Genomic DNA, 13121 nt, shown 5'->3' on the forward strand with positions numbered 1-13121 from the left:
ACGTTCTGATTTTGGGCTGCAAGTTATCGAAACAAAACGGATTCTGATATTTTGTAGGTAAACGTCTGATTATTTAATACTTTTGTGGCGTTTTGAGCGGTTGAGGATTTTCTGCCGCTTTTTATTTTTTCAATTAATCAAAGCCATGCAAAACAAACCCGTAAGAGTAGGGTTGGTGCAAACAAGCTGCACAGCCAACCCGAAAGAGAATATGGACAAAACCATTGTTCGTATTCGCGAGGCCGCCGCTAAAGGGGCGCAAATTGTTTTTTTACAAGAATTGTTTTTGTCTTTGTATTTCTGCGACGTAGAAGACTACGAGAATTTTAAGTTGGCGGAAGCAATACCCGGCCCTTCTACCCAAACGCTTAGTGCGTTGGCGAAAGAGTTGGGCGTAGTGATTGTTGCTTCGCTTTTCGAGAAACGCGCAGAAGGTTTGTATCATAACACTACTGCCGTTTTGGATGCCGACGGCACGTATTTGGGCAAATACCGCAAAATGCACATTCCCGACGACCCAGGTTATTACGAAAAATTTTATTTCACCCCTGGCGATTTGGGCTACAAAGTATTTGAAACCAAGTTCGCTAAAATTGGCGTGTTGATTTGCTGGGACCAATGGTATCCAGAAGCAGCGCGTATTACTTCGCTGATGGGCGCGGAATTGTTGTTCTACCCGACTGCTATCGGTTGGGCAAAAAGCCAAGACGAAGAAACCAACAAAGAACAGTATAATGGTTGGCAAACCGTACAACGTGGCCACGCCGTAGCCAATGGCTTACACGTGATTGCCGTAAACCGTACAGGTGAAGAAGCCGAAATGCAGTTTTGGGGTGGTTCGTTTATCTCAAACCCAATGGGCAAAATTATGTACCAAGCACCTCATTTAGAGGAAGATGTAACGGTTCATGAAATTAATTTGGCGTTGAGTGATTATTACCGCACACACTGGCCATTTTTGCGCGACCGTCGTATAGATTCGTACCAACCCATTACCAAACGTTTTATAGACAACGACTAAAACACATAAAAACGCCGCATAGCTCAATTGGTTATGCGGCGTTTTTGGTTAATTTATTTGTGCTCTCAATTGCTGGATTTGCTGTGTTGTCAAACCCGTGTAGCTGGCGATTTCTTCGTCGGACAATGGACTTTTCAGTAGGTTTTGGGCAATAGCTAACTTACTTTCTTGTATTCCTTCCAGCTTTCCCTCTAATTTCCCTTCGTCGAAAGCGGTATCAATCACGCCTTTTAAATCTCTGTAAACTTTCAAACTGCTTTCGTATTTGTCCAACTCGGTTTGCCCCAAATTGGCTAATTCAGTCTCAGTTTTGAAAATTTCAGTGTACGGATTAATATATTTAGCCTTCATATCTTTTTTGATAAATCATTTATCAGCTTTTAATAATCGTATTTGTTCAACTGTCAAACCCGTGTAGCTGGCGATTTCTTCGTCGGACAATGGACTTTTCAGTAGTTTTCTTGCAATTTCTAACTTTCCTTCTAACTTTCCTTCGTCGAAAGCGGTATCAATCACGCCTTTTAAGTCTCTGTAAACTTTCAAACTGCTTTCGTATTTGTCCAACTCGGTTTGTCCCAAATTGGCTAATTCTGCTTTGTTGAAGGCTTCTTTGAAAATTTCGTCATTGAAAATCGTGGGAATCTGTTGGAAATCTTCTAAATGTTTGATGAAATACAACCATTTGTCCAAACGCGTTTGTAATTCATATTCTTGCTTGGCAAAATTTGGCATTTCTAAGTAAATGAAATGTAGCTTTTCATAAAAAACTTTATTGTGCTGATTTTTGAGTTTGATGCTGTGTACTACGTCGTTTTGGTTGGGGCTGCTGTCATGGTCATCAAATGTAAAATCAAGAATACCAATACAATAGACTGCCTTTAAGTTATAATTCCAATTCCCTTTTTCGGCCTGCTCACGAATGGGAAAGGTAGAATAATAAACCGTTCTTTCTTTAAAATAATTTTGTTTGGCCTTTTGTAGCTCTACGATAAATTTTTCGCCTTTGTCGTTTTCGCAATAAATATCGTAAATGGCTTTTCTGTCCAAATCGGTAAGGCCGAGTTGTTCGGTATTTTTGAAAGTGAGGTCTGTAATTTTGTGTTGTTCGGGCAAAAGGGCATTGAGAAAGTCAATCAGTAATGGTTTACTGGCTTCCTCCCCAAAAATCTTTTTAAATCCAAAATCAGTGTACGGATTAATATATTTTGCCTTCATGTCTTTTTCGGAAATTGATGTGTAAATATACAAACTTCTTTATTGGCCATAAACATCACATTACAAAGAGTTTTTGAGATTGACTTGTAAGAAAGTTTTGCCAATGAGAGCAGGAGGGAACTTATAATTTCGTTAGTTTTGTAGTACATATATATACTATGTGCGCAACGCCGCCATATATTTGCATTTCCCCCTAATAACTCAAATTAAGATGATAGAATTACCAATTATATCCGCAGATGCCAACAAAAAACCGCGCAAACCAGATTGGTTGCGTGTAAAATTACCTGTTGGGCAGGCTTATGCCAATGTTCGTAAGTTGGTAGATGAATACAAATTGCATACTATCTGCGAAAGCGGCAATTGTCCGAACATGGGCGAGTGCTGGGGAGCGGGTACGGCTACGTTTATGATTTTGGGTAATGTGTGTACGCGTAGTTGCTCGTTTTGTGCGGTGGCTACGGGTCGCCCAAACGAATACGACACCGACGAACCGCGCCGCGTGGCCGAAGCCGTAAAATTGATGGGCGTGAAACATGCTGTTATTACGTCCGTGAATCGCGATGAACTAAAAGACAGAGGTGCGGAAATTTGGTATCAGACCGTGAAAGCCGTGAAAGAACTTTCGCCGAATACCACTATCGAAACGCTTATCCCTGACGTAAAAGGAAATTGGGATGCGCTGGAGCGTATGATTAGCGCAGGGCAAGAGGTTGTTTCGCATAATATGGAGACGGTCGCGCCACTTTACAGAAAAGTGAGACCGCAGGCACGTTACGAACGTAGTTTGGAGCAAATCCAACGTACGAAAGATTACGGCAAACGTACTAAAACGGGTATCATGCTCGGACTTGGCGAAACCAAAGAAGACGTATATAAAGCAATGGACGATTTGGTAGCGCATGGTTTGGACGTACTCACGCTCGGCCAATACCTCCAACCAACCAAAATGCACTTGGAAGTTGCAGAGTTTATTCACCCAGATTTGTTTGCACACTACAAAGAAGTTGGCTTGGCCAAAGGCTTGCCTTATGTGGAGTCTGGTCCGTTGGTGCGCTCTTCGTACCACGCCGAGAAGCACGTATAAAGTCATTTTATAATAAAATTTCATTTAGCGTAAATTTGTTGTACTGATAATCAGTGCTTAACAGATTTACGCTATTTTTTTTCAAAATAAAATTTGCTTTGTAATAAAGAGTTCTTACCTTTGCATCACAAAATCGCGGGATGGAGCAGTTGGTAGCTCGTTGGGCTCATAACCCAAAGGTCGTAGGTTCGAGTCCTGCTCCCGCTACTAAAAAAGAAAAGCCTTTAACTATCAAAAGTTAGAGGCTTTTTTATTGTTATACGAATCGTGTATTTTTCCTCAAAAAAAATACCGCCACCTAACCCAGCGGGCTAAGTGGCGGCTCAAAAATCAAGTTACTCAAAATCGTATTTTCTTAGAACTTCACATTTACACCCAACATGAAATTGATGCCTGCTTGCGGGAAATAAAAATTCTCGTCCGTGCGTACATCATCATAAATGTAACTGTACGTGTAGCCATTGGACACATATTTTACATCAAAAATATTGGAAACCAAGCCCGTAACGGCAATTTCGTTCAGCAAAGAAGTTTTCACAATATAATTAATGCGTAAGTCATTCACCCAATACGCGTCCATTTTGCGGGCTTCGTTTTGGGTGTTATCCAAATATTGCTTGCCAACATATTTACTTTGCCAGTTCAGTGTCAGGTTTTTAAGTGGCGAATAAGATAATACGCTTCCGCCCAACAAACGCGGCGAAAATGCAATGTCCGCTTTTGAATGAACGGTTTGTTGTTGCTCGCCAGAGTCGTAATTGTCCACATATTCATTAAAATCAATCACGCGGTTTTGGCTCAACGTTACATTTACACTCCAACGCAGTTGGTCGGTAATGTTCCAAGCGGCTTCTGCTTCGATGCCTGTGCGGTAACTTTTGGCAATGTTTGTGCGCGTGTATTCGCCGACGTCATTGATTTTGCCTGTCAGAACCAATTGGTTTTTATAATTCATCAAAAAATAATTCGCTGAAAATGAGAGCTTTTTATCTGCAAAACGATAACCCGCTTCTATATTTTGCAAGTTTTCGGCTTTCGGGCGGCTCGTAGGCGTTGAGTTAATCAAATCGTCGCGGTTAGGTTCTTTGTTGCCAATTCCCCCAAACGCATAAACTGAATTGTTCGGGTTAAGGCGGTAAGTAAATCCAACTTTTGGGTTAAAGAAATTGTACGAAACAGATTGTTGCACACTTTCCAAATCGCGGTTATAACCCAAAAACGAATAATAAACGTTGCGATGCTGCAAATCCAAGAACAAATCCACGTTGCTGTTGGCCGCAAAATACGTTTTAAAATACGTGTTGATGTCGTGTTTGCGTGCGCGATTTTCGTAATAACGATGTTCCATTGAACTGTTAGAAGCATATTTTGCCCAAACCACCTCGCCGAAATGGTGGCCTTTGTAGCCATACGCACCGCCACCCAACACAAAATTCCAAGCTCCGTGCTGGTACGCCGACGAGTAAGTAAGTCCGTAATAGTCGGTTTGCAACCAACGACGGCGAATCAAATCTGTACTGGTAATGGTGCTGTCGCCGATAGTTACATTATCCAAACCGTATTTGCTGAAACTTTGGTTGGGTTTTAATTCCTCGTAATAACCGCCGCCTTTGGTATAGTGCGCCGACAAATTCAAATTCCAAACTGGGCTTAATTCTTTGGAATAATGCAACTGGTAATAATCTTGCTGGTAATTATCCGTTTGGTTTTTGTAGGTAAAACTGTTGTAGGTTCTACCCGAATTGAGCAGATTATCAGCATCTTCCGCCGAAAGTCCGTTGCGGTCGATGTAGGCTTGCATGGCGGCTTTGTCGCCTTTTACGCGCGATTCGGGTACGCCGTTCCAAGCCTGATACGTGGTTTCTTTGCCCGACATTACCACGAATTTGAGCAGGCTTTTGTTACCGTAATAAGCTCCAGACGTATAAAAAGATTTGAGGTCAGAATTTGCTCTGTCCATGTAGCCGTCCGACGTAACTTTGGACAAACGCGCATCGAAAGCCCAACGATTGTTGAGCAAACCTGTACCGAAACGTGCCGTATGTTTCCAAGTATTGAAAGAGCCGTAAGTATTGTTTGCTTCAGCGTAAGCGTCGCGCTGCAAAGTCGTTGTCTGGATATTCATGGACGAACCAAACGCGCCTGCGCCGTTGGTGGAAGTTCCTAAACCTCTCTGAATTTGTATGTTGTCCACAGAAGAGGCCAAGTCGGGCAAATCCACGAAATACGCTACGTGCGATTCTGCTTCGTTTACAGGAATGCCGTTTAGCGTGATATTCGTACGAGCAATATCGTTGCCGCGAATCCGAATACCTGTATAGCCCACACCCGCGCCAGCATCGGAAGTAACGACAACCGACGGCGTAAAGTTGGCCAAATAAGGCAAATCTTGTCCTAAATTTTGGGCTTTAATGTCTTTTTCGGAAAGATTGGTGTAAGCCACAGCGGATTTGCTGTTGGCTCTGGTAGCCGACACAATAACGGCTTCATTGAGCTGTTGGCCAGCTTGCAAACTTACCGACAAATCAAGGTCTTTGTCGCTGATAGTAAATGTTTTACGTGAAGTTTCGTAGCCCACGAAAGAGATTTGCAACACATAATCTTTGGCTTTGAGACCAGATAAAATAAACTTGCCATCGGCATCGGAAACGGTAGCTTGTGGGCTGTGCAACAACGAAACGTTTGCACCTGCTACGGGTTGTTGGGTGCTTGCGTCTAACACGCGCCCCGAAATGCTTTGCTGCGCCATCACGCAAAGCGACAACACCGACACAAAGGTCAGCGTAAGTAATGTTTTTTTCATTGGAATTTTGAAAAATTACGGTTAAAGACACGGACGGCCAAGGGGATAGCTGTCCCGTTTATCTTGTTTACCTTTTTCCCTTCGTCGGCATTATCCGTATCAGGTTCAATGGGTATAATCTCAGCCTGCGCAGGCACCCCTTTTCAAGATCCTGCAAAACTATGTCGCTTATTTTGGAAAAACAAACACTCCGCACCATAGCTTTTATAAATTATATTTGAAATAACAAAACACAACAAAATTTCCAGAATCTGATTTCCAAAGATTTTTTGTACCTTCACTTTATGGGAAAAAAAATATTGCTGCTTGGGTTAATAATTTTGCTGCTTTCTGCTAAAAGTTATGGCTATTTTACCATGACTCCCGCCTTAGATATGGCGCATAGCCAGTTATTAGAATTACGGATTTTTTCGGCACAAAAAATTATTCAAGAAGAAAAAATAAAACAGCCTGAAAATAGCCTATGTTATTATCTGGAAAGTTATTTGATGGTTACCAAAATTCTGTTGGAAGATGACAAAAATTTGTATGAAAAATTAGCTAAAAATGAAGATTATTTTTTGAAAAAAACAGCAGAAGATAGCGATAAAAATTCACCTTATTACGCATTCGTGCGAGCAGAAATAAAGTTGCAATGGGCTTTTGTCAAAACCAAATTCGGGGACGAAATCAGTGCGGCGTGGAGTATGCGCCAAGCCTACAAACTTCTTTCCGAAAATACACGTAGTTTCCCTGATTTTTTGCCGCAGCGCAAATCTTTAGGAATGTTGCAAATCTTAATTGGCTCTGTTCCTGAGCAATATACATGGATTGTACATACGGCTGGGCTTTACGGAGACATCAAAACGGGCATGACCAACATGAAAGCGGCCAGCCGTTTGGCGGATAATTTTGGGGAAGAAGCACAATTGCTTACGGCTTTGGTTCAGGTGTATATTTTGCATCAGCCGCAAGAAGCCATCGCCACTTTAGCTGCCAAATACAAAGCCAATTCCAGCAATTTGTTAGTTTGTTTTTTGTACGGGACAGTGCTTTGTAAAAATGCACAAAGTGAAGCGGCTTTGCCTGTATTTTTGAATTATCCGAAAGGCGCAGATTATGGCCATTTGATGACGATAAGTTATATGATTGGTGAAATTTTTTTACAAAAAAGTCAATATGAAAAAGCAATTACTTACTATGATTTTTTTATAAAAAAACATAAAGGAATTAATTATAAAAAAGATGCGCATTACAAAATATTTTTGGCGTATTGGCTACAAAACAAAAGAAAAGAAGCGCAACTTTATTTTGATAAAATACGCACTGAAGGCCGCAGCACGGTAGAAGCAGACCGCTACGCGGCGCAAGTTTATGAGCAAGGCGCGTGGCCAAATCCTGTGCTTATGCACGTGCGATTGGCCACTGATGGCGGCTATCACGAACAGGCTCAAGAAGCACTTAAACAACTGAATACAAATATTTTATCCAAAAATAAAAAGGATTTGGTAGAATATTTTTACAGGTCGGCGCGACTGTATCACCAGACACGCGACACGGCGCAAGCCATTTATTTCTATAAACAAACCGTGGAGCAGGGGAAAGATTTGCCTTACTATTTTGCAGCAAATTCGGCTTTGCAGTTGGGTTATTTGTATCAGGCGCAAGGCAACGCGGCGGCGGCGTGCCAGTCTTTTGAACGTACACTTGCGTTTCGGAAGCACGAGTATAAAAATAGTTTAGACAATAAGGCAAAAGCGGCGATTTCTGCGTTAAATTGTAGGTAGTTGTATATTTTACAAAAACAATAATTGTATATACAACTATTGTTTGTATATTTGCGTCTCTGTCAATCACATATCTGAAATAAAGCAATGCGCATCGAAGACGAAATCAAACAAAAGACATTTAGCAGCGAAGGCCAAAAAGCCAGCATTAATATTATGTTTACGGCCAGTTGGGTACGTGGGCAAGTGAATTGCCAGTTGCGCCCCAACGACCTGACACCCGAACAGTACAATGTATTGCGCATTCTGAACGGGCAACATCCGAATGCCATTTCGCTGAAAGGCATCACCGAACGCATGATAGACCGCAACTCGAACACCTCGCGGATTGTAGATAAGCTAAAAGCGAAGGGTTTGGTCAGTAGAGAAACCGACGAAATAGACCGCCGTGGCTGTAACATTGCCATCACGCAAGAGGGTTTGGACATGCTCAAAGAGATAGAAATACGTTGGCCAGACCACAATGTTATGAGTGAAAAACTCACGGTGGAGGAACTGGAAACGCTTAATAAATTGCTTGATAAAATCAGAAGTTAAGTAGCTTATGAACCAAATAAAATACTACTATTTTCGCAAGAAGGTAGTAGTATTTTTTTATTCATTACACAAAATAAAAAATCGAATACTGCGGCTCCCTTGTTATTCATTTAACAAATAATTAACTTTCAGCTTTAATAACTTTTTTTTTAACTTAACACAAAGCAAATGAAAAAATTACTTACCTTCCTTTGGGTATTGCTGCTTGCACAAGTCAGCATTGCTCAGCAGGTAACCGTACCTTCAGCTAATACGAATGGTACGAGTGACAGAAAACCCTTAACTGGTTGGTTCGGCTATGAGCGTTCGCACATGCTTTATACTGGCTCAGAGATCAATTCTTCTGGCAATATTATCGCAATTAGTTTCTATCTGAATTCTGTAGGTTCTCCTGCAGCATCTCCTGTTGAAGTTTATTTGAAATTATCGTCCAACACTAGTATTACATCTTCCACTGTGGCAAATGCAGAATCTGGTGCTACATTGGTTTGGAGTGGTACAATACCAGCCTCAAGTTTTATTGCAGATTCTTGGGTTACTATTAACCTTACGACCCCCTTTGCCTATAATCCAGGGAGCAATTTGGAGGTTTTGGTTAAAAATAATGCAGGAGGAGCAGGCAACGAGGCTACTTCTACTTCAAAACTGTTTAGGCACTCGGCAACAAGTGCAACACAGTTCCAGTATTGGTATAAAGATAATTCTGAACCAACAGACAATGGAACGACTTCTTCTAATCGTCCTAACATTCGTTTAGATCTAGCTCCAAATGCCACTAATACGGTAGGTATAAGCGGCGTTATTTCACCTGCAGGTTCTTGTAATTTAACAGCAAGTACTCCTGTATCAGTTCGTATTCGTAACAATGGTACTGCAGATCAAAATAACGTAACCATTCCTGTATTCTATAGTATAAATAATGGTACAGCAGTAGCTGGTTCATTCTCTGGCTCTATTGCTTCTGGAACATCTGCCAACTATACATTTGCAACGCCAGCAAATCTTAGTGCACCTGGTACTTATACTTTCAAGTTTTGGACGGCAATGCCTGGCGACGAATCAACAGTAGATGATATTTTGCAAAACTATACTATTACAAAAATTGCTCCTGCAACCATCACTCCTGTAACATTCGACAATTATGATGGATCTAACCTAAGCACTACTTTTACTGGTTGGGCTGAAGGTGCTGGACAAGCAAAACCAATAGGAACTACTTCTTCTTGGGGTAATAATACAGGTTTATTCAATGATGCAATTGCGAGAGTAGAGCTTTATGCTGCTTCTAAGAGAGAATGGATTTATAGTCCAATGTTCGTTCCTTCTGCAAGCAATGGTTTAAGCTTTAAAACAGGCATCAGAGATTATTATACAACTTCACAAACAAGTGCTATGGGTTCTGATGACTCTTTGAATGTAAGAATCACGACAGACTGCGGTGCAACTTGGAAAACTATTTATAGCATCACTGCGGCTAACGCACCTACGGCTCTTGAAAAAACAGAACTTACAATTCCATTAGCAACTTATGCAGGGCAAGAAGTTCGTATTGGTTTCTTTGCCACTGAAGGTGTAGTAAATGACCCAGAAGATTATTGGGTTGCTCTTGATGATATACAACTAGTAACACTAGAAGCGATCAATACAGGTATTACAGAAGTTGTTTCTCCAAAAGGAAATTGTGGTCTGTATGCAGCCACTCCCGTAACTGTTCGTATTCGTAACTTTGGAACGGCAACACAATCAAACATTCCTGTACAATATACTATTAATGGCGGAACACCAGTAACAGCAACCTATACAGGAAGTTTAGTTGCTGGAGCAACGGAATTGTTTACATTCCCAACCCCTGCCAACCTTTCAGTTCCTAGCACTTATGTTGTAGAAGCCAAAACATTACTTGTAGGCGATATTGATGTTACGAATGATGCAGCTTCTGCTACCTCAACAAAAGTAGCGGCGCAACCATTAGCGGCTGTAAACTTTACAGGATTTGATGGAAGCAACCTTAATACTGCATTTCCAGGATGGAGTGAAGCTACAGGACAAGCAAAACCAACTGGGACTACTTCTTACTGGACAAACAATAATGCATTATATGGTAATGATGTAGCAAGAGTAGAGCTTTATGGCTCATCTAGAAAAGAATGGATTTATAGCCCTGTTTATAACCCTGCTACGCCAGACGGCTTGTCATTCAAATTAGGCATCAGAGATTATTATACAACTTCACAAACAAGTGTAATGGGTTCAGATGACTCTTTGAATGTAAAAATTACGACAGACTGCGGCACTACTTGGAAAACTATTTATAGTATCACTGCGGCTAACGCACCGACAGCTCTTACACTTACGGAATATACTATTCCTTTAGCTACTTATGCAGGGCAAGATATTCGTGTTGCATTCGTTGCCACCGAAGGTGTCGTAAATGACCCAGAAGATTATTGGATTTCTCTTGATGATATTCAAATTGTAACGTTATTCCCTAACAACGTAGGTCTTACAAAACTTGTTAGCCCTACTGGCAATTGTGGTTTATCAGCAGCTACTCCAATAACTGTAAATATTCGCAACTTCGGCACTTCGGCACAAACCAATATTCCTGTACAATATACTATTAATGGCGGAACACCAGTAACAGCAACCTATACAGGCAATCTAGCTTCTGGTGCTACAACATTATTTACATTCCCGACAACAGCTGATTTGTCTGTTCCTAGTACTTATAATATACAAGCCAAAACATTGCTTGCCAATGATGCTGATGTTACCAATGATACAGCATCAAGCACTGTAACAAGAGTTGCGCCACAAGCATTATTACCTGTAAACTTTACAGGATTTGATGGCTCAAACCTTAACACTGTATTCCCTGGATGGCGTGAAGGCACAGGACAAACGAAACCAATAGGTACTACTTCTGCTTGGGTAAGCAACAATACCTTACTTAATGATCCTGTAGCAAGAGTAGAGCTTTATGGTTCATCTAAAAAAGAATGGATGTATGGCCCTATTTTCTATCCAACAAGCCTTAATGATCTTAATTTCACAGTAGCACTAAGAGACTATTATACAACTTCACAAACTAGTGCAATGGGCTCAGACGATTCTTTGAATGTAAGAATCACGACAGACTGCGGTGCGACTTGGAAAACTATATATAGCATCACTGCGGCTAATGCACCTACTTCTCTTGAAAAAACAATGTTTACTGTTTCTTTAGCCGCTTATGCAGGACAAGAAGCTCGCATTGCTTTCTTTGCAACAGAAGGTAGTGTTGATGACGCTGGAGATTATTGGGTTCTACTTGATGATATTGAACTAATAACATCAGCTCCTAATAACATTGGTGTTACACAGATTCTTTCTCCTGTAGGTAATTGCGGTCTTTCTGCTACCACTCCTGTAACAGTTCGTCTTCGTAACTTCGGTACAGCAGAACAGTCTAATATACCATTGCAATATACAGTTAATGGTGGAACTCCTGTAACAGCAACTTATACAGGTAGCTTAGCCGCCAATACCAATACAACCTTTACATTCCCTACGCCTGTCAATCTTTCAGCTCCAGGCACATATAAGGTACAAGTTAAAACATTGCTTGCTAACGATGCAGATATCAGTAACGATACAGCCTCTAGTACAGTAACAAAATTAGCACCACAACCATTGGCTGCTGTCAACTTTACAGGATTTGATGGAGCGAACCTTAGCTCGGCATTCCCAGGATGGGCAGAAGGTACTGGTCAAACTGCACCTACAGGTACTACTTCTGCTTGGGGATCAAACTCAACATTATATAATAATGATGTAGCTAGAGTGGAGCTTTATTCTGTCTCTAAAAAAGAGTGGATGTACAGCCCACTTTACACACCTGCAGCAACAGACGGTTTCTCATTCAAAATAGGTATAAGAGATTACTATACAACTGGACAAACAAGCGCAATGGGGTCAGACGATTCTTTGAATGTAAGAATCACGACAGACTGCGGTGCTACTTGGCAAACAATTTATAGCATCACGGCGGCTAATGCTCCTACTGCTCTAACACTTACAGAGATTGCAGTTCCTTTAGCTAACTATGCTGGTCAAGAAGTAAGACTTGCTCTTTTTGCAACGGAAGGTGTATCAAATGATATTGAAGATTACTGGATTTCAATCGACGATATTCAAATTAGAGCATTAGTACCAAATGATTTGGGTGTTATAAAAATTATTAGCCCTAATCAAACTTGTGGTTTAGGTAATAGCACAACAGTTAGCGTAAAAATTCGTAACTTCGGTACAGAAGCACAGTCTAACTTCCCTGTGAAATATAGCGTTAATAATGCTACTGTAACAGAAACATTTGCAGGTACACTTGCTGCTGGCGATTCGGCAACTTATGATTTCACAACTCCTGCGACTGTTAGCGTTCCACAAACTTATAATATACAAGCTTGGACAGCTCTTAGTACAGATGTTATCAGCAATAACAATACGGCGACATATTCATTTGTGATTTACGGTTCACCATTGAATGTAGTAACCTTCGCGAACTATGCAGTTGATAATGTTATTGGCGAAGGTTGGTCTGAAGCCATTGGAGGTACAGCTGTACAGGGTGATTCTCCATGGAAAACGGGTGGAATCAGTGGAAATGCAACAGGTCGTGTAACACTTTCTGGAGACAGCATTACCGCATGGATA

General features: G+C 41.1%; 8 protein-coding genes, 1 tRNA gene and 1 riboswitch. Of the genes, 6 read left to right on the plus strand and 3 right to left on the minus strand.

Features of this window, described 5'->3' with window-relative positions; translation table 11 throughout:
- Positions 1 to 145 precede the first annotated feature (145 nt).
- Complete coding sequence (locus tag BM090_RS12680) at positions 146 to 1021, plus strand: carbon-nitrogen hydrolase (RefSeq protein WP_091513542.1); 876 nt, start codon at positions 146 to 148, stop codon at positions 1019 to 1021.
- 48 nt (positions 1022 to 1069) lie between these two features.
- On the opposite strand, the gene BM090_RS12685 is transcribed toward BM090_RS12680, so the two are convergent.
- Entirely contained in the window at positions 1070 to 1372 is a 303-nt protein-coding gene (locus BM090_RS12685; protein ID WP_091513545.1) for a hypothetical protein, read from the minus strand.
- A 15-nt stretch (positions 1373 to 1387) separates the two neighbouring features.
- A complete protein-coding gene (locus BM090_RS12690; protein ID WP_091513549.1) occupies positions 1388 to 2236 on the minus strand; it encodes an Rpn family recombination-promoting nuclease/putative transposase in 849 nt (282 codons plus the stop codon).
- Positions 2237 to 2447: 211 nt separating this feature from the next.
- Here BM090_RS12690 and lipA point away from each other — a divergent pair, with 211 nt between their 5' ends.
- Both lipA and BM090_RS12700 read left to right on the plus strand, forming a co-directional pair.
- The gene (gene lipA, locus BM090_RS12695; protein ID WP_091513552.1) at positions 2448 to 3323 is read left to right on the plus strand and encodes a lipoyl synthase; all 876 of its coding nucleotides are present in this window, start codon (positions 2448 to 2450) and stop codon (positions 3321 to 3323) included.
- 134 nt (positions 3324 to 3457) lie between these two features.
- Positions 3458 to 3530 (plus strand) — tRNA-Met (locus BM090_RS12700).
- A gap of 148 nt (positions 3531 to 3678) precedes the next feature.
- Here BM090_RS12700 and BM090_RS12705 read toward each other — a convergent pair.
- Positions 3679 to 6126 carry a TonB-dependent receptor gene (locus BM090_RS12705; RefSeq protein ID WP_091513554.1) on the minus strand — a complete coding sequence of 816 codons (2448 nt, stop codon included), beginning with the start codon at positions 6124 to 6126 and terminating at the stop codon, positions 3679 to 3681.
- A gap of 59 nt (positions 6127 to 6185) precedes the next feature.
- A riboswitch (TPP riboswitch) is annotated at positions 6186 to 6277 on the minus strand.
- Between the two features lie 133 nt (positions 6278 to 6410).
- Between BM090_RS12705 and BM090_RS12710 the strand changes: the two genes are divergently transcribed.
- From BM090_RS12710 to BM090_RS12720, 3 genes are all read left to right on the plus strand, one after another.
- Entirely contained in the window at positions 6411 to 7892 is a 1482-nt protein-coding gene (locus BM090_RS12710; RefSeq protein WP_091513557.1) for a tetratricopeptide repeat protein, read from the plus strand.
- A gap of 87 nt (positions 7893 to 7979) precedes the next feature.
- A complete protein-coding gene (locus BM090_RS12715) occupies positions 7980 to 8429 on the plus strand; it encodes a MarR family winged helix-turn-helix transcriptional regulator (RefSeq protein WP_091513561.1) in 450 nt (149 codons plus the stop codon).
- A 168-nt stretch (positions 8430 to 8597) separates the two neighbouring features.
- Positions 8598 to 13121, plus strand: a 4524-nt coding sequence (locus BM090_RS12720) for a CARDB domain-containing protein (protein ID WP_143083969.1), incomplete at its 3' end; no start/stop codon positions are given.

It is taken from the genome of Flexibacter flexilis DSM 6793, assembly GCF_900112255.1.
Lineage (GTDB): Bacteria > Bacteroidota > Bacteroidia > Cytophagales > Flexibacteraceae > Flexibacter > Flexibacter flexilis.